Source organism: Pseudonocardia sp. DxW (genome assembly GCF_058448985.1).
In genome coordinates, this window is record NZ_JBZFLK010000007.1 from 272,376 (window position 1) to 296,150 (window position 23,775).

19 protein-coding genes are annotated in these 23,775 nt (G+C 75.7%); 12 read left to right on the forward strand and 7 right to left on the reverse strand.

Annotated elements, in window-relative coordinates:
• Positions 1 to 18: 18 nt before the first annotated feature.
• On the reverse strand, positions 19 to 2,166 hold the full coding sequence (locus ACVJO7_RS13735) for a malate synthase G (protein ID WP_491673177.1): 2,148 nt from the start codon (positions 2,164 to 2,166) through the stop codon (positions 19 to 21).
• 150 nt (positions 2,167 to 2,316) lie between these two features.
• Between ACVJO7_RS13735 and ACVJO7_RS13740 the strand changes: the two genes are divergently transcribed.
• The 3 genes from ACVJO7_RS13740 to ACVJO7_RS13750 are packed head-to-tail and all read left to right on the forward strand — an operon-like array spanning position 2,317 to position 6,471.
• Positions 2,317 to 3,771: an FAD-linked oxidase C-terminal domain-containing protein gene (locus ACVJO7_RS13740; RefSeq protein WP_491673178.1), complete on the forward strand. Its 1,455-nt coding sequence runs from the start codon at positions 2,317 to 2,319 to the stop codon at positions 3,769 to 3,771.
• A 14-nt stretch (positions 3,772 to 3,785) separates the two neighbouring features.
• Entirely contained in the window at positions 3,786 to 5,048 is a 1,263-nt protein-coding gene (locus ACVJO7_RS13745; RefSeq protein ID WP_491673179.1) for an FAD-binding oxidoreductase, read from the forward strand.
• A gap of 7 nt (positions 5,049 to 5,055) precedes the next feature.
• Positions 5,056 to 6,471, forward strand: coding sequence for a (Fe-S)-binding protein (locus tag ACVJO7_RS13750; RefSeq protein ID WP_491673180.1), 1,416 nt, complete (start codon positions 5,056 to 5,058; stop codon positions 6,469 to 6,471).
• 234 nt (positions 6,472 to 6,705) lie between these two features.
• On the opposite strand, the gene ACVJO7_RS13755 is transcribed toward ACVJO7_RS13750, so the two are convergent.
• Positions 6,706 to 7,311 carry a LysR family transcriptional regulator gene (locus tag ACVJO7_RS13755; protein ID WP_491673181.1) on the reverse strand — a complete coding sequence of 202 codons (606 nt, stop codon included), beginning with the start codon at positions 7,309 to 7,311 and terminating at the stop codon, positions 6,706 to 6,708.
• 111 nt (positions 7,312 to 7,422) lie between these two features.
• On the opposite strand from ACVJO7_RS13755, the gene ACVJO7_RS13760 reads away from it, so the two are divergent.
• Positions 7,423 to 8,397, forward strand: a complete 975-nt coding sequence (locus tag ACVJO7_RS13760) for an LLM class flavin-dependent oxidoreductase (RefSeq protein ID WP_491673182.1) — start codon at positions 7,423 to 7,425, stop codon at positions 8,395 to 8,397.
• A gap of 22 nt (positions 8,398 to 8,419) precedes the next feature.
• Here ACVJO7_RS13760 and ACVJO7_RS13765 read toward each other — a convergent pair whose 3' ends face one another.
• Positions 8,420 to 8,827, reverse strand: coding sequence for a hypothetical protein (locus ACVJO7_RS13765; protein ID WP_491673183.1), 408 nt, complete (start codon positions 8,825 to 8,827; stop codon positions 8,420 to 8,422).
• 331 nt (positions 8,828 to 9,158) lie between these two features.
• Here ACVJO7_RS13765 and ACVJO7_RS13770 point away from each other — a divergent pair, with 331 nt between their 5' ends.
• Positions 9,159 to 9,350, forward strand: coding sequence for a hypothetical protein (locus ACVJO7_RS13770; protein WP_491673184.1), 192 nt, complete (start codon positions 9,159 to 9,161; stop codon positions 9,348 to 9,350).
• A 60-nt stretch (positions 9,351 to 9,410) separates the two neighbouring features.
• Here the strand turns inward: ACVJO7_RS13770 and ACVJO7_RS13775 are convergent, their stop codons facing one another.
• Both ACVJO7_RS13775 and ACVJO7_RS13780 read right to left on the reverse strand, forming a co-directional pair.
• Positions 9,411 to 11,177 (reverse strand): L-lactate permease, encoded by a 1,767-nt coding sequence (locus ACVJO7_RS13775; protein WP_491673185.1) that lies wholly within the window; start codon positions 11,175 to 11,177, stop codon positions 9,411 to 9,413.
• A gap of 108 nt (positions 11,178 to 11,285) precedes the next feature.
• The gene (locus tag ACVJO7_RS13780; protein ID WP_491673209.1) at positions 11,286 to 12,272 is read right to left on the reverse strand and encodes a thiamine-phosphate kinase; all 987 of its coding nucleotides are present in this window, start codon (positions 12,270 to 12,272) and stop codon (positions 11,286 to 11,288) included.
• Between the two features lie 100 nt (positions 12,273 to 12,372).
• Here ACVJO7_RS13780 and ACVJO7_RS13785 point away from each other — a divergent pair, with 100 nt between their 5' ends.
• A complete protein-coding gene (locus ACVJO7_RS13785) occupies positions 12,373 to 12,609 on the forward strand; it encodes an Lrp/AsnC family transcriptional regulator (RefSeq protein ID WP_085915679.1) in 237 nt (78 codons plus the stop codon).
• 55 nt (positions 12,610 to 12,664) lie between these two features.
• The gene (locus ACVJO7_RS13790; protein WP_491673186.1) at positions 12,665 to 13,168 is read left to right on the forward strand and encodes a DUF3515 domain-containing protein; all 504 of its coding nucleotides are present in this window, start codon (positions 12,665 to 12,667) and stop codon (positions 13,166 to 13,168) included.
• Here ACVJO7_RS13790 and ACVJO7_RS13795 read toward each other — a convergent pair whose 3' ends face one another.
• Both ACVJO7_RS13795 and pdxR read right to left on the reverse strand, forming a co-directional pair.
• On the reverse strand, positions 13,169 to 14,248 hold the full coding sequence (locus ACVJO7_RS13795; protein ID WP_491673187.1) for a D-alanine--D-alanine ligase family protein: 1,080 nt from the start codon (positions 14,246 to 14,248) through the stop codon (positions 13,169 to 13,171).
• A gap of 36 nt (positions 14,249 to 14,284) precedes the next feature.
• Positions 14,285 to 15,640: a MocR-like pyridoxine biosynthesis transcription factor PdxR gene (gene pdxR / locus ACVJO7_RS13800; RefSeq protein WP_491673188.1), complete on the reverse strand. Its 1,356-nt coding sequence runs from the start codon at positions 15,638 to 15,640 to the stop codon at positions 14,285 to 14,287.
• A gap of 70 nt (positions 15,641 to 15,710) precedes the next feature.
• Between pdxR and ACVJO7_RS13805 the strand changes: the two genes are divergently transcribed.
• The 5 genes from ACVJO7_RS13805 (at position 15,711) to ACVJO7_RS13825 (ending at position 23,774) form a co-directional block, all read left to right on the forward strand.
• Positions 15,711 to 16,364: a pyridoxamine 5'-phosphate oxidase family protein gene (locus ACVJO7_RS13805; protein WP_491673189.1), complete on the forward strand. Its 654-nt coding sequence runs from the start codon at positions 15,711 to 15,713 to the stop codon at positions 16,362 to 16,364.
• A 162-nt stretch (positions 16,365 to 16,526) separates the two neighbouring features.
• Positions 16,527 to 17,507 (forward strand): mechanosensitive ion channel family protein, encoded by a 981-nt coding sequence (locus ACVJO7_RS13810; RefSeq protein ID WP_491673210.1) that lies wholly within the window; start codon positions 16,527 to 16,529, stop codon positions 17,505 to 17,507.
• A 12-nt stretch (positions 17,508 to 17,519) separates the two neighbouring features.
• The gene (locus ACVJO7_RS13815) at positions 17,520 to 17,903 is read left to right on the forward strand and encodes a globin (protein WP_344024991.1); all 384 of its coding nucleotides are present in this window, start codon (positions 17,520 to 17,522) and stop codon (positions 17,901 to 17,903) included.
• Between the two features lie 234 nt (positions 17,904 to 18,137).
• Positions 18,138 to 19,526: a hypothetical protein gene (locus ACVJO7_RS13820; RefSeq protein WP_491673190.1), complete on the forward strand. Its 1,389-nt coding sequence runs from the start codon at positions 18,138 to 18,140 to the stop codon at positions 19,524 to 19,526.
• 288 nt (positions 19,527 to 19,814) lie between these two features.
• Positions 19,815 to 23,774, forward strand: a complete 3,960-nt coding sequence (locus ACVJO7_RS13825) for a YncE family protein (protein ID WP_491673191.1) — start codon at positions 19,815 to 19,817, stop codon at positions 23,772 to 23,774.
• The last annotated feature ends 1 nt before the right edge of the window (position 23,775 follow it).

The following is a 23,775-nucleotide window of genomic DNA, read 5'->3' on the forward strand; positions in this document are numbered from 1 at the left end:
GATGACGACGCGGAACGGTCAGGCGCTGCTCTTGGCCCGCTGCCGCCAGCGGGTGAGCGTGCGCTCGGTGTAGCCGTTGGGCTCGGTCGCACCGGAGAACACCAGCTCCAGCGCGGCCTGGAAGGGCTCGCTGCCCGCCAGGTCCTTCGCCATCGGCGGATAGCCGGGCTCGCCGGCGTTCTGGTCGTCGACGACGGCGGCCATCCGGGCGAACGTGTCCCGCACGGTCCCGGCGTCGACGATCCCGTGCTCCAGCCAGTTGGCGACCAGCTGGGCGGAGATCCGCAGCGTGGCCCGGTCCTCCATCAGCCCGACGCCGGACAGGTCCGGCACGGTGGAGCAGCCGATGCCCATGCCCACCCAGCGCACGACGTAGCCGAGGATCGACTGCGCGTTCGTCTCCAGCTCGTGGGTGACCGCGTCGGCCGTCAGCGTCGCCGGGTCGGCCAGCGGCAGCTCCAGCAGCGGGCGCCGCTGCGCGACCGGCCGGGTGGCGATCCCGGACTGCACCTCGTGCACGTCGACCCGCAGGTAGTGCAGCGCATGCAGGGTGGCGGCGGTCGGTGAGGGCACCCAGGCGCAGTTCGCGCCGGTCTTCGGGTGGCCGATCTTCTGCTCGATCATCTCGGCCATCGCGGCCGGCTTGGCCCACATGCCCTTGCCGACCTGGGCGCGGTGCGAGAACCCGGCGGCGAGTGCGACGTCGACGTTGCGGTCCTCGTAGGTCTGCAGCCAGGTGGTCGACTTCATGTCGCCCTTGCGGAGCACCGGGCCCGCCCGGAAGCAGGTGTGGATCTCGTCGCCGGTCCGGTCCAGGAACCCGGTGTTGACGAAGATGACCCGCTCGCCGGCCTCGGCGATGCAGGCGCCGAGGTTGACGGTGGTCCGCTTCTCCTCGTCCATGATGCCGATCTTGAGCGTGTTCGGGCTCAGCCCGAGCGCCTCCTCCACCGCCGCGAACAGCTCGACGGTCAGCGCGACCTCCTCGGGGCCGTGCTGCTTGGGCTTGACGATGTAGACGCTGCCGGCCCGCGAGTTCGTGTGCGGGCCCTTGTGCTGCAGGTCGTAGAGCCCGGCGACGGCGGACACCAGCGCGTCCAGCACGCCCTCGGCGATCTCGTCGCCCTGCGCGGTCAGCACCGCGTTGGTGGTCATGTGGTGGCCGCAGTTGCGGACCAGCATCAGCGAGCGACCGGGCAGGGTGAGCGCCGAGCCGTCCGGCGCGGTGTACTCGCGGTCCGGGTTGACCCGGCGGGTGACGGTCCGGCCGCCCTTCTCGAACTCGGCGACCAGGTCGCCGGTGAGCAGGCCCAGCCAGGTGCGGTACGCCGCCGCCTTGTCCTCGCCGTCGACGGTCGCGACCGAGTCCTCGAGATCGACGATGGTGGTGACGGCCGACTCCAGGACGACGTCCGCGACGCCGGCGTGGTGCTGGCGCCCCACCCGGGCCGTCGGGTCGATGCCCAGCTCCAGGTGCAGGCCGTTGCGGGTGAGCAGCACGGCGCCACGGCCGTCGGCGTCGGTCGGCCGGTGCCCGGCGAACTGCGCGGGATCGGCGAGCACGACCGGCCCGTCGGCGGTGTCGGCGACCAGGCCGTCGTCGGTGACGCGGTAGGCGCTCACCCCGGCGTGGCTGCCGCGGGCCAGCGGGAACAGCTCGTCGAGCAGCTCGTCGGCGGCGGCGATGACCTGGGCGCCGCGCTGCTCGTCGTAGCCGGGGGCGAGCTCGCCCTGCTGCGGGAGCGCGTCGGTGCCGTAGAACGCGTCGAACAGCGAGCCCCAGCGGGCGTTCGCCGCGTTCAGCGCGTAGCGCGGCACGGTCGCGGGCACGACCAGCTGCGGGCCGGGGATCTCGGCGATCTCCGGATCGACCCGGTCCACGCTGATCGTGGGCGAGGCGTCGGGGCGCAGGTAGCCCAGCTCGGTCAGGAACGCCTCGTACTCCTCGACCGAACCGGCACCGTGCTCGGAGTGCCAGGCGTCGATGCGGGCCTGGAGGTCGTCCCGGCGGGCCAGCGCGTCGGCGATCCTCGGCGCGAAGCGCTCCTGCAGCCGCGCCAGGGTCGACCAGAACGACTCGGCGGTGAGACCCACGTCGGACAGGAGCTCGTCCTCGACGAACGCGCGCAGGTGCGGATCGACCTGCAGCCCGGAGCTGTCGGCCATCTGTGACCACCCTCTCTACATATGCCTGGGACTGGCTGCATTTCTACCAGTGGACTATCTTTTCCGCATCATGAAAGTGACGCGGCACGCGGAACCTCCCGTGCCGACGTACCCTCGCGTGAGCCCGACCACGCCCGGGAGGACCGAACCATGCCCCTCGCCCGCCGCGTCCACGACGAGTTCGTCGCCCTGCTCGGCGCCGCCGACGTGATCGACGATCCGGTCCGCGCCCGCGCCTACGAGTGCGACGGGCTGACCGGCAGCCGGGTCGTCCCGGAACTCGTACTGCTCCCCCGCACCGCCGACGACGTCGCCGGCTGCGTCCGGATCTGCGCCCGGCACCGCGTCCCGTTCGTCGCGCGCGGCGCGGGCACCGGCCTGTCCGGCGGCGCGCTGCCGGTGGCCGACGGCGTCGTCATCGGGCTGAACCGGCTCAACCGGGTGCTCGAGGTCGATCCGGAGAACCGCCGCGCGGTGCTCGAGCCCGGCGTCACCAATCTCGAGATCACCGCGGCCGCCGCGCCGCACGGCCTCTACTACGCGCCCGACCCGTCGTCCCAGCAGGTCTGCACGATCGGCGGCAACGTCGCGGAGAACTCCGGCGGCGCGCACTGCCTGAAGTACGGCTTCACCACCAACCACGTGCTGTCGATGGAGGTCGTGCTGCCGGACGGCTCCCAGGTCACCCTGGGCACCGACTCCGCCGAGCAACAGGGCCCGGACCTGCGCGGGGTGTTCCTCGGCTCGGAGGGCACCCTCGGCATCGTCACCGCCGTCACCGTGCGGCTGCTGCGCACCCCGGAGGTCATGCGCACGCTGCTCGCCGACTTCCCGTCGGTCGCCGCGGGCGGGCAGGTGGTGTCCGACATCGTCGCCGCCGGGATCGTCCCGGCCGCCGTCGAGATGATGGACGCGCTCGCGATCGAGGCGGCCGAGGGCGCCACCGGGGCCGGTTACTCGCTGGACACCCCGGCCGCGCTGGTGGTGGAGCTCGACGGCACCGTCGAGGAGTGCGAGGAGCAGTTCGCACTGGTCAAGGAGATCTGCGACCGGCACGGCTGCACCCGGCTGCACATCGCGGGCTCGCCCGAGGAGCGGGCGAACATCTGGCGCGGGCGCAAGGCCGCGTTCGCCGCGGTCGGCCGGATCTCGCCGGACTACATCGTGCAGGACGGCGTCGTCCCCCGGACCCGGCTGGCCGAGGTGCTGGAGCGGATCGAGGAGATGAGCACGGACGCGGGCCTGCGGGTCGCGAACGTCTTCCACGCCGGGGACGGCAACCTGCACCCGCTGGTGCTGTTCTCCGACGCCGAGGGCCAGACCGAGCGGGCCGAGCACCTGTCGGCGCAGATCGCCGAGCTGTGCGTCGAGATGGGCGGCTCGCTGTCCGGCGAGCACGGCATCGGCACCGACAAGGCCTGCTCGATGCCGACCATGTTCGGCGAGGACGACCTGGCCGTGATGGACCGGGTCCGGGCCGGCTTCGATCCGGACCACATCTGCAATCCCGGCAAGCTGCTGCCCACCCCACGGCTGTGCGGCGAGAAGCCGGGCCGGTACCGGCCGCATCCCCTGGAGGAAGCCGGCCTGATCGAGCGTCTCTAGAAGGGCCCGAACCCATGACCCGCGCTGCCCCCACCACGCTGCGCCCGACGTCGGCGAAGGAGGTCCGCGACGCCGTCCTCGACACCCCGGGCCGGCTCGCGATCTCCGGGGCGGGCACCGCCCGCCACTGGGCCGGACGGCCCGCCGAGGCCGACGCCACGATCGACCTGTCCGCGCTGTCCGGGGTGATCACCCACAACCCGGGTGACATGACGGTCTCGGTGCACGCCGGGACGCCCGTGCGCGAGCTGCAGGAACAGCTGGCCGAGCACGGCCAGCGGCTCGCGCTGGACGCCGCCCGGACCGACCGCGGCGCGACCGTCGGCGGGCTGCTCGCGACCGCCGACGCCGGCCCGTCCGCGCTGGTCTACGGCGGCATGCGGGACCTGGTGATCGGCACGACCACGGTGCTCGCCGACGGCACGATGGTCCGCAGCGGCGGCCACGTCATCAAGAACGTGGCCGGCTACGACATGGCCAAGCTGATGCACGGCTCGTACGGCACCTTCGGCCCGGTGGTCGAGGTGGTGCTGCGGCTGCACCCGGTGCCCAAGGCGGTGGCCTGCATCGCCGTCGACGGGCCCCTGGACGCCGCCGCCGCACACGTGCGACGGCTGATGGCGAGCCCGCTGGAGCCGATCGCGGCCGAGTGGGTGTCCGGCGACCCTGGCACGCTGCTCGTCCGGTTGGAGGGCGGGATCGACACCCTGCCCGCGCGCACCGGGCGGCTGCTGGAGCTGCTCGGCGACGGGGCCCGGGAGATCGGGCCGGAGGGCTGGGCCCGGCACGCCGCGCTGACCGGCGGCCCGTCCCGCCGGCCGGAGCAGGCGCGGGCGGCCGTCGCCGCGGCCGGCCCGGCCGGGACCTCCGCGACCGCGCTCGCCGGGGCCGGCATCGCGGACCCGACGGCTGTCCCCGGCCCGGACCCGGCGGCGCCCGCCGGGGCCGGTGCGGCCGGCGACCCAGGGGCCGTCGTCCGGATCGGGTGCGCACCGGTCCGGCTCGCCCCGCTGCTCGCCGGGCTGCCCAGCACCGCCGTCACCGCGGGCCCGGCCACCGGCGTCGCCACCGTGACGGTGCCGGGCAGCGCGGTCGCCGATGTGCACCGGGCGGTGGCCGCGGTCGGCGGCACGTCGGTGCTGCGGGACCGCTCGGACACCCAGGACGCCCCCGCCTGGGGACCGGCACCATCCGCACTCGCCCTGCTCAAGGCCGTCAAGACCCAGCTCGACCCCGAGGCCCGGTTCGCCGCCGGTCGCTTCGAACCCTGGATGTGAGGCACGCATGACGAGCACCCACGACCCCGCCCAGCCGTCCGCCTTCGACGGCGTCCACCCGCCGGAGCGGGAGCTGCTCGACGACTGCGTGCACTGCGGGTTCTGCCTGCCCACGTGTCCGACCTACGTGCTGTGGGGCGAGGAGATGGACTCCCCGCGCGGCCGGATCCTGCTGATGGACCTGGCCGAGAAGGGCGACATCGGGCTCGACGGCCCGTTCACCGAGCACATCGACAACTGCCTGGGCTGCATGGCCTGCGTGACGGCCTGCCCGTCCGGCGTGCAGTACGACAAGCTGCTGGAGTCGGTGCGCCCGCAGATCGAGCGCAACGTCCCCCGCAACCGGGCGGACAAGCTGTTCCGGGACGCGATCTTCGCGCTGTTCCCCTACCGGCGCCGGTTGCGCGCCGCTGCCCTGCCCGGCGCGCTCTACCAGAAGCTGCGCACCGTCCCGGCGATCCGGAAGCTGGCCGAGAAGCTGCCCGGCCGGCTGCCGGCCGGAACGATGAGGCGGCTCGCCGCCGTGGAGTCGCTGCTGCCGCCGGTCTCGGTCCGCGAGGCGTTCGCCACGCTGCCGGTGCACACCCCCGCCGTCGGACGCCGCCGGGCCCGGGTCGCGCTGCTCACCGGCTGCGTGCAGGACGTGTTCTTCCACCGGGTCAACGAGGCCACCCTGCGGGTGCTCGCCGCCGAGGGCTGCGACGTGCTGGTGCCGCGCGACCAGCAGTGCTGCGGCGCGCTGGAGGTGCACGCCGGCCGCGCGGAGTCCGCGCTGGCCAGGGCGCGGCGCACGATCGCCCGGTTCGAGACGCTCGACGTCGACGCGGTGGTCACCAACGTCGCGGGCTGCGGCTCGTCGATGAAGGATTACGGCCACCTGCTCGCCGACGACCCGGAGTGGGCCGACCGGGCGGCCGCGTTCTCCGCGCGCTGCCGCGACGTGCACGAGGTGCTGGCCGAGCTGTACTCGCGTCCCGAGTCCGAGGACGGCGGCCCGCGTGCCCCGCGGACCCCGGTGCGCGGCCGCGTCGCCTACCACGACGCCTGCCACCTCGGGCACGCCCAGGGCGTGCGGTCCGAGCCGCGGGAGGTGCTGCGGACGGTGCCGGAGGTGGAGCTGGTCGACATCGCCGAGGCGTCGCTGTGCTGCGGCTCCGCCGGGATCTACAACATGATCATGCCGGACGCAGCGGCCGAGCTCGGCGAGCGCAAGGCCGGGAAGATCCGGGACGCGAAGCCGGACGTGGTGGTCACCGCGAACCCGGGCTGCCTGCTGCAGATCGCCAAGTACCTGCCCGGGTCCACCGACGGCCCGAACAGCACCGACGGCACCGGCGGCCCGGGGTTCGCCGACGTCCCGCTGCTGCACCCGGTGCAGCTGCTCGACGCCAGCATCCGCGGGGCGGCACTGCCGCACCGCTGAACCGGCCGGCAGGGGAGCACCGGCCGGGGCCGCGACCGACGTCGCCGCACCCCCTGCTCGTCGGCGCACCCGTCAGAGCGGGTGCGCCGCCGCGGCGGGGGTGCGGGGATGGGCCGGGGGTGCGTCCTGGTCCTGGAAGGCCGCCAGCACCGCCCGCCCCGCGGGCAGCAGCGTCCATCTGCACCGGTCCGCCCCGATCTCGACGGCGACGTCGTCCTCGGTCCCGACCCGCCGTCACGCACCGGACCGCACCCCGGCCGGCTCGACGATCCGGGCCACCGCGTCGTGCCACGGGCCGGTCGCCGTCCCGGCAAGGAACCGGAACGGGCCCGTCGCGGCCAGCTCGGCCAGGGTCACCGGGCCGGCCCCGGCCAGCGGGTGCCGGGCGGACACGACCGCGTGCAACGGCTCGGTCCAGGCCGGGCGCACCAACAGCCCGCGGGCCACCGGGGTACCGCGGACCAGCGCGAGATCCAGGTCCCCGGCCAGCACCGCGTCCAGCCGCTCCCGCACCGGCAGGTCGAACAGCTGCACGTCGAGTGCCTGGTTGCGGGCGCGCAGCCGCTCGATGCCGGTCTCGATCCGCGCGGTCGGGCCGGCCGCGGTGCCCAGCCGGAGCCGGACGGCGGGCTCGTCGAGCACCCGGTGCACCCGGTCCGCCGCGGCCAGCGCCTCGCGCGCCGCGGCGAGCACCCGGCGCCCGGCCGGGGTCAGCGGGACGTGCCGGGACGACCGGTCCAGCAGCGCGACCTGCCTGCTGACCGCCGGCTGGACGATCCGCAGCCGTTCCGCGGTCCGGCCGAAGTGCAACTCCTCGGCCACCATGACGAAGTAGCGCAACCCGCGCAGTTCAATGTCCGCCGCTCCCTGCCTGCATCGATGTCCGACGCTGATCGCTGCGCGGTCTGTTCCGGTCTGGTTCGCCGCCCGCCGCCGGGGTGGGCCGGACCCATGCGGATCGGAACCTTCCTCGACCCCTCCGGCGGACCGGCAACGGTCCACGACGCGATCGCTGCGGCGGGCCGGCGCGGGCTCGACGCGGTCTGGGCGAACCGGCTCCCGGGCAGCTGGGACCCGTTGGCGCTGCTCCCCGGTGCCGGTCCGGACCGTGGGCCCGCCGAGCTCGGCACCGCGGTGACGCTCACCGCCCCGGTGCATCCGACCGCGCTGGCGGCGAACGCGCTGACCGTGCAGGCCGTCGTCGGCGGGCGGCTGACGCTCGGCGTGGGGCCGGGTCACGGGTGGTTCGTGACCGACCAGCTCGGCCTGCCCTACGACGCGGTCACCGCCCGAACCCGCGAGTACCTGGAGATCCTGCGACCGCTGCTGCACGGCGAGCACGTCACCCACCGGGGCCGCTTCCACACCGTCGACACCCGGATCATGGTGCCCGGCCCGCCGCCCCGGTTGCTGCTGTCCGCGCTCGGGCCGCGGATGCTCGCCGTCGCCGGGGAGCTCACCGACGGCACGGTCGCCACCTGGGTGCGGCCGGACCTGGTCGCCGACCACCTGCGGCCCGCGCTGCCGGACACCACCCGGATCGTCGTCTCGGTGGTGACCGTGGTGACCTCCGATCCGGACGCGGCCCGGGCCGGGATCGAGCGGACGTTCGGCGTGGCCGCCGACATGCCCGCCTACCGGACGGCGCTGGAGCGGGGCGGAGTGACCCGGATCGCCGAGACCGTGGCCGCCGGGGACGAGGAGGCGGTGGCCGCGGAGCTGCGCCGGTTCGCCGACGCGGATGTCACCGATCTGGTGCTGGTGGCGCGGCCGGGGAGCACCCGGATCTCGTCCTGGACGTCGCCGACGCCTCCGGGCGACCAGATCCGTCACGCACCCGTTCCGCCGGACCCCAGGATGCTCGCCGTGCTGTCCGTGACGATCGCGTCGCAGGCGACACCGGTGCCCGACCGGCCGCTGCCGTGACGGTGGAGGTAGCTCGGCCGGTTCAGTAGGTGCGCCGGCGGACCCGGCGGCGGTGCGACCGCCGCCAGGCCGTCGGCCCCGTCGTCCGGACGGTCGCGGGGGCGGCCGCACGCCGGGCGCCCGCCCGGCGCCCACGCGGTTCGCCCCACGGCGGATGCGCCGCGCCCGGCTCCACCAGGACCGGCTCCCCCACGGCCGACTCCCCCAGGGGCTGCTCCACCGGGGACTGTTCCACCGGGGCCGGCTCCGCCACCGGCTCTGCGGAGCCCAGCTGCGCACGCAACGCCCCGAGCTCGGCACGCAGTGCGAGCAGGTCCCATTTGCGCGCGGTGTCGGCCCGCTGTAGCTGTTCGATCCGCCCGTGCCCGAGGACCAGCAGCACCCCGGCGAGCACCCATCCCGCCAGCGCCACCCAGCCCGCTGCCGACACCGGCCACCTCCGCTCCGTTCCGGCGACCGTCCGTCGCGTGCGCACCTGTACGGTAACCCGATCGGGGACGGCGACCGGCTCTCCCGGTGAGGCACCGCACGCTCCCGGCAGCGGGGGCCGTACTACCCTGCAACGTGCAGGCACCGGTGCCCGCGCTCCTCTGGCCGCCCGCCGGGCCCTCCGCGCCCCGCCCGGATCTCCGGGGTCGTGTCGGCGCGCCGACGACGTCGACGGTGCGCGGGCGTGCAGATCGAGGAGGCTGACTGTGGAGCACAAATCTGGTAACGGAGTGACCACTCAGAGCGATGGTGCGTTCGTGCAGGAGAAGTCCGTGACCCCGTCAGCCCGTCATTTCCCGCAGACCCTCGTCGCGATGGACCCGCCGACCCTACCCGCGGCCGGCCTGACTCCGCCGCCACCGGAGTTCCGGCAGTTCCCGACGCCGCAGCGCTCCGTTCCGGGACACCCGGGACTGCGCAGCCGGCTACGCCGCGTCCTGCTGTTCTGGCGCCGCGGCGGCTGACGTCCGCGCGCCGGCCCGGTCACCGTGCGGTGACCGGGCCGGCGGGCGTCGGGGGTGCGGTCAGCTCCGCGCGGGCACGGACCGCTTCAGCCCGACGACGATCGCCGCCAGGGTCACCAGCACCAGCACCAGCAGCACCGTGCCGAGGTTGAACCCGACGCCGTAGATCAGCACGAACGCCAGCGCACCGGTGAGTAGGCAGTAGTAGGTCATCGGGATGATCGTCATCCGGATGACGTCGCCCTCCCTGCCGAGCAGGCCGACGGTCGCCGACGCGGCGACGACGTTGTGCACGGTGATCATGTTGCCGGCCGCGCCACCGACGGCCTGGGTCGCGACGACGGTCTCCGGGGCCACCCCGATGTTCTCCGCGGTCGCGAACTGGAACAGCGCGAAGGTCAGGTTGGAGACCGTGTTCGAGCCCGCGACGAACGCCCCGAGGGCCCCGATCCACGGCGCGAGGATCGGCCAGGCCGGGCCCGCCACCGCGGCCGCGCCCTCGGCGAGGGTGAGCGGCATCGACGCCAGCCCGGTGTCGTTGAAGTCCGGGCCGGAGTTGATCAGGATCCGGACCAGTGGCAGCGCGAACAGCAGCGCCACCGCCGCGCCGGCGAGCTGGCGGGCCGACACCGACCAGGACGACCCGATCTGCCGGCCGGTCATCCGGTGCAGCCCGTAGGTGACCAGGCAGGCCAGCAGGAACACCGCGCCCGGCGAGTACAGCGGCTGCAGCTGCTCGTCGATCCCGGTGCCGAGGATGTCGTCCGGGCCGACCGTCACCCCGGTCAGCCAGTCCTTGATCGGCTCGACCGTCCTGGAGAGCACCAGGACCAGCGCGACGACCACGTACGGGGTCCAGGCCAGCCAGATGTTCATCCGCGCCCCGGCGACCGAGGTGTCGGGCTGGATGGAGCCGGTCCAGCGGTCCAGCCAGCTCTCCCGGGGCGGGAACTCCCACACCGTCTTCGGCATCAGGAAACCGCGGCTGGAGGTGAACATGACCAGCGCGAGCCCGATCAGCCCGCCGAGCAGGGCCGGGAACTCCGGGCCGAGCAGGGCGGCGACCGCCACGTAGGGCACGGTCATCGCGAACGCCGCGTACAGCGCGAACGGCCACACCGCCAGGCCCTCGGCGAAGCTGCGGTTCTCGCCGAAGAAGCGGGTCAGCAGGCAGACCAGGAACAGCGGGATCAGGGTGCCCGCGACCGCGTGCAGCACGGCCACCTCGAGGCCGAGCACGGACAGGTAGCCGGTGGCGTCCAGCCCGAGCGCCGCGGTGCGTGCCTCGACCTCGGCCGACCCGGACAGCCCCTGCCCCAGACCGGTCAGGACCGGCGTCCCGGCCGCGCCGAAGCTGACCGGGGTGGACTGGATGACCATGCCGACCAGCACCGCGGCGAGCGCCGGGAAGCCGAGCGCGAGCAGCAGCGGGGCGACGACCGCGGCGGGCGTCCCGAACCCGGACGCGCCCTCGATGAACGAGCCGAACAGCCAACCGATGATGATCGCCTGCACCCGGCGGTCCGGGCTGATGCTGGTGAACCCGGCGCGGATGGTCGCCAGCGCCCCGCTCTGGGTCAGGGTCTGCAGCAGCAGCAACGCACCGAAGATGATGTAGAGCAACCCGATCGCGATCACCAGGCCCTCGATCGAGGCGGCCACGATCGTCGTGGTGTCCATCCCCCACACCAGGGCGCCGATCAGCGCCGCCACGACGAAGCCGAGCGGCATCGCGTATTTCGCCGGCCAGCGCAGCCCGACCAGCAGGATCGCGACGACGAGGATCGGCGTGAGCGCGAGCAGGCTGAGTACGCCCAGGTTGTCCACGGTGACATCTCCTCGGGAGACGGTGCCTTCCGGACAGAACGTCCGGAGCCAACACGAGTGCACAGGACCTTGTCATCCGGGCGGGCGTATCGCAAGGCGTGAGTGGAATCAGTATTTCGCGAAGTGGATCCATCCGGCGTCGCCGTCGTAGGACCGTCCGTCCACCGTGACGCCCGGTCCGTCGTCGTCGAGCCGCTCGACGGCGCCCACCTCGACCCAGTCCGCCGGCAACGTCGCGTCCGGCGGGAACGTCGCGGCGAGCGCATGGTCCTCGCCCCCGGTGAGCACCCACCGCAGCGGGTCCAGGCCGAGCGCCGAGCCGATCTCGGCCAGCTTCGCCGGCACCGTGAACGCCCGCGACCGCAGCCGCACCGCCACCCCGGAGGCGCCCGCGACGTGCGCCAGGTCGGCCAGCAGCCCGTCCGACACGTCGATCATCGCGGTGGCGCCGGCGGCGGCCGCGGCCGGCCCCGCGGCGTACGGCGGGGCGGGCACCCGGTGCGCGTTCACCAGTGCCGCGGGCGACCGGAACCCGCGGCCGAGCACGGCCAGCCCGGCGGCCGACCACCCGAGCCGCCCGCAGACCGCAACCCGGTCGCCCGGCCGCGCCCCCGAACGCAGCACCGGCGACCGGCCCTGCAGCGACCCGAGCGCGGTCACCGAGACCACGAGCACCGGCCCCGACGTCAGGTCGCCGCCGACCAGCCCGGCCTCCACCGCCGACGCCTCCGCCCACAGCCCGTCGGCGAGCTGCTCGATCCAGGACGCCGGCGTCTCCGACGGGCAGGCCAGCCCGACCAGCAGCGAGGTGGGCACCGCGCCCATCGCGGCCAGGTCGGCCAGGTTCGCCGCGGCCGCCTTGCGGCCCACCTGCTCGGGACTGGACCAGTCCAGCCGGAAGTGCACGCCCTCGACCAGGACGTCGGTGCAGGCGACCACCCGCCCGTCCGGGGTCGCGACGACGGCCGAGTCGTCACCGGGGCCGAGCAGGGTGCTGTCCGGCTGGACCCGGCCGGCGGTGACCCGGTCGATCACCCGGAACTCACCAACCTCCCGGAGTGAGACGCTCGCCTCGGAACCGCCCTCGGGCGTGATCGCGGATGGGGACACGGGGGCTGCCTCCGGTAGGTTCGGCGTCCGACATTCCTGCCGTCAACCATCGGGCAGGGCGGCACGTACCGGAAAGGGGCACGCCGTGGTGCAGGCATACATCCTCGTCCAGACGGAGGTCGGCAAGGCCGCCTCCGTCGCCTCCGAGATCGGGGGCCTGCCGGGGGTCATCTCGGCGGAGGACGTCACCGGACCGTACGACGTGATCGTCCGCGCCGAGGCCGACGACGTCGACGAGCTCGGCCGGCTCGTCGTCGCCCGGGTGCAGAACGTCAACGGGATCACCCGGACGCTCACCTGCCCCGTGGTCAAGCTCAACTGATCGGGCCGTACCCGTGGCAGGGGCCGGGAGCCGACGCATCGCACCGCTCACCGCGGTGGCGGTCGCCCTGCCCCTGCTGCTGGCGGTCGTCGTCGCCGGGCTGGGGATCCACGCCCGGACGACGGCCGGGCCGGACACCGGCCCGCTCGAGCTCCCCGCCGACGCCGCCCCGCAGGCGACCACCCCGGCCTGTGCCGCCGTGCTGGAGGCGCTGCCCGCCGAACTCCCCGGCACGGGCGGCCCGATGCCGCCGCGCGAGCTGGCCCCGGCCGTGCCTGGCGCCCGTGCCTGGGTGGCGCAGCCGGAGCCGGTGGTGCTGCGCTGCGGCACCGACCGGCCGGCCGAGCTGGGCCCGACCTCGCCGCTGATCGTCGTCAACGGGGTGGACTGGCTGCCGCTGACCGGCGCGCCGGACGCCCGCTCGGACACCTACGCCGTCGTCGACCGGGAGGTGTACCTGGAGCTCACCGCACCGACCGAGACCGGTCCGGGCCCGCTGCAGGCGGTGGCGGACGCGGTCGGCGCCACCCTGCCGGTGCAGCCGGTGCAGGTTCGGTAGCTACCGCAGCCCGGTGCCGCGGCTCAGCGCCGTCTCGACCAGCGTGGTCAGCAGCTCGCGGTAGTCGAGCCCGGTGACCGCCCACATCTTCGGGAACGCCGAGCTCGGGGTGAAGCCGGGCATCGTGTTGACCTCGTTGACGGTGATCGCGCCGTCGTCGGTGACGAAGAAGTCGACCCGGGCCAGCCCCTGCACGTCCAGTGCACGGAACGCGGTGATCGCCTTCCAGCGCACCGACTCGGTGATCTCGTCGTCCAGCTTGGCCGGGATGTCCAGCTCGGACACGTCGAGGTACTTGGACTCGAAGTCGTAGAACTCTCCGGTGTAGCGCAGCTCCGCGGGCAGGCTGGCCCGGACGCTGCCGTCCGGGAACTCGAGCACCGCGCACTCCACCTCGCGGCCCGGCACGGCGGCCTCGACCAGAACCTTCGGGTCGTGCAGCCGGGCCTGGGCGATCGCGGCGTCCAGCGCGGCCGGGTCGGTCACCCGGCTCACGCCCATCGACGAACCGGCGCGGGCCGGCTTGACGAACAGCGGCAGTCCGAGCCGGTCCCGGTCGGCGAAGCCGATGTCGGTCCCCGGGCGCAGCACGACCCCGTCGGCGACGGCGAGGCCCTCGGCGCGTAGCAGTTTCTTGGCGAACTCCTTGTCCATCCCCACTGCGGACGACAGCACCCCGGCACCCACGTACGGCAGGCCCGCCATCTCCAGCAGGCCCTGCACGGTGCCGTCCTCGCCGAACGCGCCGTGCAGGATCGGGAAGACGACGTCGACGCCGGACAGTGCCTCGCCGGCCCGGTCCGCGTCCAGTCGGACCAGGCCGCGGCCGGGCTCGCCGGGCAGCACCAGCGCGTCCGCGGTGCCGTCCACCTCGGGCAGGGTCCGATCGGAGATCGCCAGCCGCTCCGGGTCGCCCGGGCCGACGACCCAGCCGCCGTCGCGGCTGATGCCGACCGGGACCACCTCGAACCGCTCCGGGTCGAGGTGGGTAAGCACGCTGCCCGCGGAGACGCACGAGATCGCGTGCTCGGAACTACGGCCACCGAAGACGACGGCGACCCTGACCCGGTCGGAACTCATGGGCCCCGAGGGTAGGCGGCCCCGCCGGGCGCCCGATCAGCCGGTCAGCCGGGCCAGCGCGGCCCGCAGGTCGGCCCGGGTCCCGGCGGCGTGGCCGACCACCAGCCCGGACGTCCGCGACGGGCCCTCGTGGTAGCCGGCCAGCCCGCGGACCGTGATCCCGCGCCCGGCGGCCGCGGCGACCTGCCCGGCCTCGGTCCCGGGGAAGCCGCGCAGCACCAGGTGCGCCCCGGCCGGGTCGCCGTGCGCCGTCCAGCCCGCGGCGGCCGCGGCGGCCAGCACCGTGGACCGGCGTTCGCGCAGCTCGCGGCGCAGCCGGCGCAGGTGCCGGGACAGGTCGCCGTGCCGGGCCAGCGCGACGAGCACCCGCTGGCCCGCCGGCGAGGGCCGGTTCCCGGTGCGTTCGCGCAGGTCCCGCCAGGCGGCGAGCACCGGTGGCGGGGCGAGCGCCCAGCCGACCCCCAGCGTCGGGCTGACGATCTTGCTGGCGGTGCCGAGGTGCACCACCGTGTCCGGGGCGAGCGCGGCGAGCAGCGGCAGCGGCGCGACGTCGTAGCGCAGCTCGCCGTCGTAGTCGTCCTCGATGATCAGGAACCCCTCGGCCCGGGCCCGCTCGACCAGCGCCACCCGGCGGTTGGCGGGCATCCGCACCGCGGTCGGGAACTGGTGCGCCGGGGTGACGTACACGGCCGCACAACCGGCCGGGACGGCGTCGACGACCAGGCCGTCGCCGTCCACCGGGACGGGCACGATCCGCAGCCCGGCGGCACGCAGCGCGGAGACCGCGCGCCGGTAGCCGGGCTCCTCTACCGCGACCCGGGCGCCCGCGGGCAGCAGCCGGGCCAGCTCGGCGACGGCGGCCGAGGTGCCCGCGGTGGTCAGCACGGCGTCCGGGGTGAGCCCGCGGTGCCGCAGCAGGTGCTCGACGACGGCGGCGTGGAAGTCCGGCAGTCCGTCCGGGCGGGGTGCGTCGTCGGGTTCCGGATCGGCGGCGGCCCGCCAGGCCCGGCGCCACACCGCCCGGTCGAGCGCCGCGACGCAGGGCCGGCCGGGATCGAGCGCCGCCGGGACGCCGTCCCGGTGCGGTGCGCGCACCGCACCGGGCGTCGCGTCGCGGGTGCCGTCGTCCGGGAGCCCGACCGGGAGCGCGGTGACGTAGGTGCCCGAGCCGGTCCGGCCGGCCACCCAGCCCTCGGCGAGCAGCTGGTCGAACGCGGCGGCGGTGACCGTGCGGCTCACCCGCAGCGCGGCCGCCAACGCCCGGGTCGAGGGCAGCCGGTCGCCGGGCCGCAGCGTGCCACCGGCCGCGGCCGCGCGGAGCCCGTCGGCGAGCTGCACCGCGAGCGGGACTGACGAGCCGCGGTCGAGCGGCAGCGGCGGGACCTCGGACACGAATCGGCCTTTCCGATCGGCGCGGGATTGGCCGTTCCAGGATGCCACTGCACGGCGTCACGCTGGTCGCGTGACGCTCTCCCCCACCACCCGCAGCACCCTCGGCCGCAAGCCCGATCGCGCCGCCACCGACCGCGCCGAGCTGCACGCACTCCTCGACGAGGGCCTGGTGTGCCACGTCGGGTTCGTCCGCGACGGCGCACCGGTGGTGCTGCCCACCGCGTACGGACGCGCCGGCGACACCCTCTACCTGCACGGATCCACCGGTGCGGGCTGGCTGCGCACCGACGAGCTGCCCTGCTCGGTCGCCGTCACCCACCTGGACGGGATCGTGCACGCCAGGGCGGTGATGAACTTCTCGATGAACTACCGCAGCGCCGTCGTGCACGGGACGGCCCGGCGGGTCACCGATCCCGCCGCGAAGGCCGACGGGCTGCGCGCGATCGTCGAGCACCTGACCCCGGGCGCCTGGGACCACGCCCGCCGGCCGAACAACCGCGAGCTCGCCGCGACCGCGCTGTTCGCGCTCGACCTGACCGAGGCCAGCGTGAAGCGCCGCTCCGGCCCGCCGTCGGACGACCCGCCGGACGTCGAGGCCGATCTCGCCTGGTGCGGCGTGGTACCGCTGCGCACCGTGCGCGACGCCCCGCAACCGGCCCCCGACCTGCCGGTACACCACTCGCTGCCGGCCCACCTGGGGGCTGCGGACCACCGGTACGGGTGACGTAGTCTCGGGTCACGCGATCCGCCGGGCATCCCGGTCGGTGACGCCCGGCGAGCGCCGTCCCGCGGGTCGCGCCTACGCAGCCCTCACCGCCCCCGAGGAGGACGCGTGATCAGCACGGTCATCCCGCCGGTCCCTGCCCCGGGTCTCACCGGCGCCCTCATGCCGCAGTGCACCCAGGACCCGGGGTCCTGGTGCGCCACCCTCTACCGCTGGACCAACAACGACTTCATCGCCCAGCACGCCGACGTCATCGTCGGCCGCACCATCTCGATCACCTCGATCATCCTGATCGCGGTGCTGGCGCGCTGGCTGGCGCACCGCGGCATCGCGCGGATGGTCAACGGTGCCACCAACGGCGCGTTCACCGCGCTCGCCGGGCGGGCCCGCCGGCTGCGCCGCGCCCCCGAGGGCGGCGGCAGCGGCGACGCCCCCGGTGCGCAGCGCCGGATGCAGCGCGCCCGCACCATCGGGTCGGTGCTGCGCTCGATCGTCTCCGCGGTGGTGCTGCTGGTCGCGGTGATGATGGTGATGAACGAGCTCGGCTACCCGCTGGGCCCGCTGCTCGCCGGTGCCGGGGTGCTCGGCCTGGCGATCGGTTTCGGCGCGCAGAACCTGGTGCGCGACTTCCTGTCCGGCATGTTCATGCTGCTGGAGGACCAGTACGGGGTCGGCGACATCGTCGACGTCGGCGAGGCGGTCGGCACCGTCGAGGCGGTCGGGCTGCGGATCACCACGATCCGGGACCTGCAGGGCACCGTCTGGTACGTCCGCAACGGCGAGATCCTGCGGGTGGGCAACATGAGCCAGGGCTACGCCGTCGCCGTGGTGGACCTGCCGATCGCGCACAGCGCCGACGTCGAGCAGGCCACCGAGCTGGCCGGCTCGACGGCGACCACGCGGGCCGCCCAGGACGACATCTCCGGTGACGTCCTGGAGCCGCCCGAGGTGCTCGGCGTCGACCGGATCAGCCCGGAGGGCGTTACGCTGCGGATCACCGTCCGGGTCAAGCCGGGCCGGCAGTGGGCGGTGCAGCGCGCACTCAACGGCGCGATCACCGACGCGTTCGACGACCACGGGGTCCCGCGGCCGATGCTGTTCCCGACCGCCGCCCTGGACGGGCGCACGCAGCGGCAGAGCTGAGACCATGACGGCGTGAGTGCACCGCAGAACTTCTACGCCGAGGTGGGCGGCGCTCCGGTCTTCCGCCGGATCGTCCACCGGTTCTACCAGGAGGTCGCCCGGGACGACGTGCTGCGGCCGATGTACCCGGAGGAGGATCTGGGCCCGGCCGAGGAGCGGCTGCGGATGTTCCTGGAGCAGTACTGGGGCGGCCCGCGCACCTACTCCGACCAGCGCGGGCACCCCCGGCTGCGGATGCGGCACGTGCCGTTCACGATCGGCCCGATCGAGCGGGACGCCTGGCTGCGCTGCATGCGGATCGCGGTCGACGAGGAGGACCTCTCGCCCGAGCACCGCGAGCAGCTGTGGAACTACCTCCAGTACGCCGCGCTCAGCATGCAGAACTCCGAGTTCTGATCCGGGCGCGGCGGTCCGCCGACGATCCGGTTCCCTGACACGTTCTGACTGCGACGTCCTTGATCGTCACCCTCCGCAAACCCCCGATCCGCCATCCGGCGGCCGATCGGGTGGTGTTCGGCCGCAATCCGGGCGCGAGCCGCCGTGATCGTGACCGAACGCGTCCGATCTCGTTGAACGGGACGCCGCCCCGGGAGGTCGGGCGGCGAGAAGTCACCCGTCTGGGGGTTCATCGTGACCGCACTGCCGTCGCCGTCCGGATCCGCGTCCGGTCCGCAACGTCCCGATCCTGCGCCCGGGTCGTCCCGGCACTCGCACCGTGCCGCCGACGCACCGACCGGTTCCGGCGGCGGCGAGCCCGGCGGCGTGGTGGACGGGGCCTGGTTCGCCGTCGTGCTCCGCGGCTACGACCGCGCCCAGGTCGAGACCCGGCTCTCGGACCTGGACCGGCGGATCCACGACGAGATCCGGCGCGCCGAGGCCGCCGAGCAGGCGCTGTCCGCGGCCCGCGCGCAGAGCCGCAGGCTGCAGCAGCAGGTCGAGGCCGGCGCGTCCGAGCAGGCGGGCTTCGGGCTCCGGGTGGAGCGCGTCCTGGAGGCCGCCGAGCGGGAGGCCGCCGAGCTGCGCGGCCGCGCGGCCGACGAGGCCGAGTCCATCGTCGCCGGCGCCCGCGAGGAGGCCGACGCCGTGCTCGCCCGGGCCCGCGAGGAGGCCGACGAGCGGCGCACCCGCACCGAGGAGGCGCTGCTCGGCCGGGCCGCGGAACTCGACCGCGAGTTCACCGCCCGCCGGACCGCGCTGGACGAGCAGGAGCGCGAGGCCGCCCGCCGCGAGCGCGAGCTCGCCGACCGCGAGCGGGACGCCGCCGAGCGGCTCGACCGGGCCGCCGAGGAGGCCGACCGGCTGCTGGCCACGACCCGCGCGGACGCCGACGAGATCCTCTCCGCCGCCCGCGACGAGGCCGCCGAGACGCTGCGGCGGCTCGGCGAGCGGCGGGCCGGCGTCGCCGGGGACGTCGAGCGCCTCGCCGCGCTCCGCGACGAGGTCCGGGAGGAGCTGTCCCGGATGCGCACCACCCTCGCCGCCGAGCTGGACCGGGAGCCGGTGGCCGCCACCCTGGACGACGCGCTGTTCGGCGGGTCCGAGCCGGGCATCTCCGATCTCCCCGGCGCCGCGCGCCCGGACGGTGGGCGCGACACCGGGCCCTCGTTCGTCTGGTCGTCCGGCGCCGGGACCGACGGGCTGCCGTCCACGGTGCGGCCCGATCCGGCCGTCCGGGACCGGTCGTCGTCCGCGACCGGCGACACCTCGGCCAGTACGGACACATCGGGCCTGCCGGGCAATTCGGATGAAACCGACGAAACGGTCGACGAGGACACCACCACCGGTACCCTGCTGCTCGGCCCCGGGCGCCGCCCCGGCACCGAGCGGGAGGACGACGCCGAGGGCACCACGATCGGGCAGATCCCGCCGGTGTCGCTGACCTCGATCGGGGTACTCCCGTTCGGTGATCTCGGCGCGGGCCGTGACAACGCCCGGACCAGGACGGACGGCGCCGCAGGTGGGTCCCGCACGCACCGGGGACCGACCCGGGGTCAGGGCCCCGGGCGCCGCTCGCGATAATCAGATCGTTATGTGCACCCGACCGTCGCAGAACGCATGACGTCGGCGCCCGGCCAGCCGGGACGTGACGACGCCGCGGAACCGGACCCTGACGGGCTCGGCGAGGCGATCCGGACCGGCCGCGTCCCCGTGGTCCCGGGATCCCTCGTCGACCTGGTGATGCGGTCGGGTTCCGCACGCTCCCCCGACGCCGGCACCGACGACGCCGCAACCGGCGACGCCGGCACGGCCGATGCCACCGGTGTGACTGGCCCGGCTCCCGCTGCGGAGCCGTCCGGGGGAGCACCGGTGGAGACGTCCGTGACCTCCGGTCCGGCGGCGTCCACCGGTTCCGGGTTCGCCGATCTGGTCCGTGGGCGCAACGGTCGCGCCGATGCCCCGGGCCGGGGGTCCGGCGCCACGCCGGGCGCACCGGCGGTGACCGGCCCGCGGCCCACGCCGTCGCCGCGCCCCGGCCCGGCGGCCGCCGACATTGCACACGACAGCGGCCACCGCGACGACACCGGCAGCGGCGACGGCAGTGGTGACGGCACCGGTCACGACGACCACACCGGGACCGGTCACGACGGGGCCGGCCACACCGGCACCAAGCCCGCCGCCGACCGGGAGGCGCCGGACACCGACCCGGCCCCCGGCACGCACGGCGACGACCCGTCACACGACGACAGCACCCACGACACCAGCAGCACGGACGGCACGGACGGCACGGACGGTTACTACGCCGATCTCGGCGACCTCGGTGACGACCCGCTCGGGGTCGGGCCGCTGCCCGACGACGCCGGTGACACCGACGACCCACTGCACACCCCTGCGGACCGGTTCGCGCCGCCGCCGTCGTTCGCACCCGACGTCGATGCCTCCGCGAACGGCACCACCCCCGTCCGCACCGGCCCGATCAGCGCCGACCGCAGCAGCGCCGGCCCCACCGGCGCCGACCGATCCGGTGACAGCCCCTCCGGCTCCGGCCCGATCGGCTCCGCTCCGGTGGGCTCCGCTGGGGCCGGCTCCGCTCCGGTCGGCCCGCCCACCGGGCGCCCGGCCACGGACGGCCCCGGCTCCTACGGCGACACCGCGACCAACGACACCGCGAACGGCGCCACCACGAACAGCGCCAGCCCGGGCAGCGCCACCACAGACAGCGCCACCACAGACAGCGCCACCACAGACAGCCCCGCCACCGACGGCCCCACACCGGCCGACCGGCACCGGGACATCCCAGACGCCGGCCACCCGATACCCGGCACCGACCCGGACAGCTCTTCCGGCTCGACCGCACCGGCGACGACCGGCCCGGCGAGCAGCAGCGGCCACGCGGGCCAGGCCGGACACGGCGCAGGCCCCGTGCGCCCGGCAACGACCGGCGATCCCGCAGCCCGGACCCACCCGGCGGAAACCGGCGGCCCGGCGGACTGGACGCGCCCGGCGGAAACCGGCGCTCCCGCAGCCTGGACGCACCCGGCAGAGACCGGCGGGCCGGCAGGCCCGGCAGCCTGGACTCACCCCACCGGCCAGGCCGACCGTTCGGGATCCGCGGCGAACCACCCGGACCCGGCAGCCACCCCGGGCGCCGCCGACGCGCCGACGGACCGCCCGTCCACCGGCCGGCCGGACGCCGCGGGCTCCGGACCGGCCGGCGCCGGGGACCCGGCCGCGACGCCGGCCGCCGGGCGCCCCCGCATGGGTGGCGACCGCTCCGCTCCCGGTGACGCGCCGCCGACCCAGCCGGCCCCGACCGTGGTGCCCCCGATCGCACCGTCGCCCCGTCCGCTGGACGACGGCGACGCCCCCGCGGCCAGGCCCGTCCGGTCCGCCCGGACCGATGCCCCCGCAACCGGCGGCACGACGTCCAAGCGCTGGCCGCCCCGGCCCGGCACGGACGGCGGCCCGGAGACAGACATCCTGCCGCCCGGCGCGCTGCTCGGGCACTACCCGAGTGCGCCCGCGGACACCGCCGAGCCGGGCGGGCCGACCACGGACGGGCGGCCGGCGACCCCGTCGTACGGGGTCCGCCCGACGATGCCCGGTCGCCGCAGGCCCGCCCCGGAGAACGCCGAGCGGGAGTCCGCGCCGCGGCCCCCGATGGGCGGCGCACCGTCCGGTCCGGCGATGGCCGGCCTGTCCGGCAACGACCTGTTCGCCACCCCCGGTGGCGGTGGCACCGGCCGCGGCTTCGGCGAGCTCCCCGGCCGCGCCGCCCGGGACGCCGAGCAGGGCGGCCACACCCGCCGCGACGACACCTCCACCGACGCCGGTCACCGCGGCGACGACCGGCCCGCGGAACACGGCCGGCCGGACCCGCGCGACGAGCCCGCTCGCGGCGCCCCGGCGCACGGCAGCGGTGGCACCGGGCGGAACCCGCTCCCCACCGACACGACGACCGCCGGCCCCCCGGCACGCCGCGGCGGCTCCGGCCCGGCCCGGCCCGTAGGCCCGTCCGGTGCCGAGGCGACCGGCGGGATGCCGCCCACCGGCGGCAGCACCGGCGCGCAGCCCTACCCGCGGCCCGGTGACCACGCGCCGTGGGCAGCACCGGACGGCCGCCCCCAGCACGATCCCGCCCGCCGGGCGCCCCGGCCGGCGGCGTCCGACGCCACCGTGACCATCCCCGCCCTCGACGACGACGGCCGTCCCCGGCACGCGATCACCCCGCCGCCCGGGCGCGGCCCCCGCCCGGTCACCGGCCGGCCCCCGCAGGACGGCCCGGCGCCGTCGTCCCGGCACGGCCGGGACGGCGACGGGACGGACGCCACCGCACGGGTCGCACCGGTGTCCCCCGCGCCGGCCCGCGCACCGGACCACGGACCGGCCCACCAGGGACCGCCACCCGGCGACGCCCCCCGCGCACCGGAGCAGCGCAACGGCACCCCCACCGCCCGCACCACCGCCGACCCCACCGGCCGCGACGGGAGCACCGGCACCGGCAGCAACGACGGCAGCACCGACAGCGTTGACAGCGCCGGCGGTGCCGGTACCGGGAATGTCGCGGCCGCCGCGTCGGTGGGTGCCGTGTCGGTCGCCGCGGCCCGCGCCGCATCCGGCCGGGACGGCGCGGTCACCGACACCGGGCCGCGCACCGAGGTGCGGCCGGCCGCCGACCCGGGGTCCGGGTCCGGCAAGCCGATCACCCCGCGCCGCGAGGCGATCATGTCCGCGAAGCCGCGCAACGGCCGCCGCGGGGTGTCACCGGCCGGGCTGGCGATCGCACTCGCGATCGTGCTGCTCGGCACCCTGACCCTGTGGGCGATGGTCTCCCCCGGGTCCGACGGGGACGGCGCCGGCCCGGACCGCGCCGTCACCGAGGGCGCCCCCGCCGCCGGTCTCGGGCCGCGTCCCGACGCCGGCCCGGCCGCGGCGAGCGCGTCCCGGCCGACGGTCCGGGCCACCGTCGGGGTCGGCGCGGAACCGGTCGCGGTCGCGGCCACCGCGGACGGCCGGACGGCCCTGGTCGCGGTGGCCGACGACCCGCGCCTGCTGGTGCTCGACGGCGCCACCGACACCGTCACCGCCGAGATCCCGCTCCCGGCGACCCCGCAGGGCGTGACCACGTCCCCGGACGGCGCCCGGGCGTTCGTCAGCCTCACCGGCCCCGAGGGCGGGCAGCTCGCCGTCGTCGACGTGCCGGGGGCGTCCGTCCTCGGCACCACGTCGACGACGGCCGATCCGGCGGGCGCCGTCGTCGCCCCGGACGGCCGGTTCCTCTACGTGCCCTCGCGCACCGACGGCGTCGTCGACGAGCTGGACCCGTACGCCGGGACGGTCACCCGCTCCGTCCCGGTCTCCCGGGACCCGTTCGCGGCCGCCGGCAACGACACCGGGGACCGCATCTACCTCGCGACCCGCGGCGCCGACCAGCTCACCGTGCTGGACCCGAGCAGCCTCACCGTGCTCCGCAGCTATCCGGTGCGCGGCGGCGCGGAGGCCGTCGCGGTGTCCGCCGGGCCGGAGACCCAGGTCGCCGTCGGCGGCCCCGACTCGGACACCGTCACCGTGCTCGATCCGGCCGACGGCCGGGAGGTCGCCGGCGTCGAGACCCGGGGCGGCCCCACCGGCCTGGCCTTCGCCCCCGACGGCAGGCACCTCTACGCCGTCACCGACCAGGGCCTGCAGGTGATCCGCACGTCGACCTGGCGGGTGGCCGGCACCACCGACGTCGCGCTGAACCCGACCGCGATCGCCGTCTCCGCGGACGGCCGCACCGGCTGGGTCACCGGCGACGGCGAGGTCAGCGTGCTCGACCTCGGTTCCTGAA

Bases quoted from the DNA above. Each gene is read 5' to 3' on its own strand.
- ACVJO7_RS13760 (WP_491673182.1), top strand. From the start codon at position 7,423: ATGCGGATCGGAACCTTCCTCGACCCCTCCGGCGGACCGGCAACGGTC.
- ACVJO7_RS13795 (WP_491673187.1), bottom strand. From the start codon at position 14,248: ATGAGTTCCGACCGGGTCAGGGTCGCCGTCGTCTTCGGTGGCCGTAGT.
- ACVJO7_RS13735 (WP_491673177.1), bottom strand. From the start codon at position 2,166: ATGGCCGACAGCTCCGGGCTGCAGGTCGATCCGCACCTGCGCGCGTTC.
- ACVJO7_RS13745 (WP_491673179.1), top strand. From the start codon at position 3,786: ATGACCCGCGCTGCCCCCACCACGCTGCGCCCGACGTCGGCGAAGGAG.
- ACVJO7_RS13810 (WP_491673210.1), top strand. From the start codon at position 16,527: ATGCCGCAGTGCACCCAGGACCCGGGGTCCTGGTGCGCCACCCTCTAC.
- ACVJO7_RS13750 (WP_491673180.1), top strand. From the start codon at position 5,056: ATGACGAGCACCCACGACCCCGCCCAGCCGTCCGCCTTCGACGGCGTC.
- ACVJO7_RS13740 (WP_491673178.1), top strand. From the start codon at position 2,317: ATGCCCCTCGCCCGCCGCGTCCACGACGAGTTCGTCGCCCTGCTCGGC.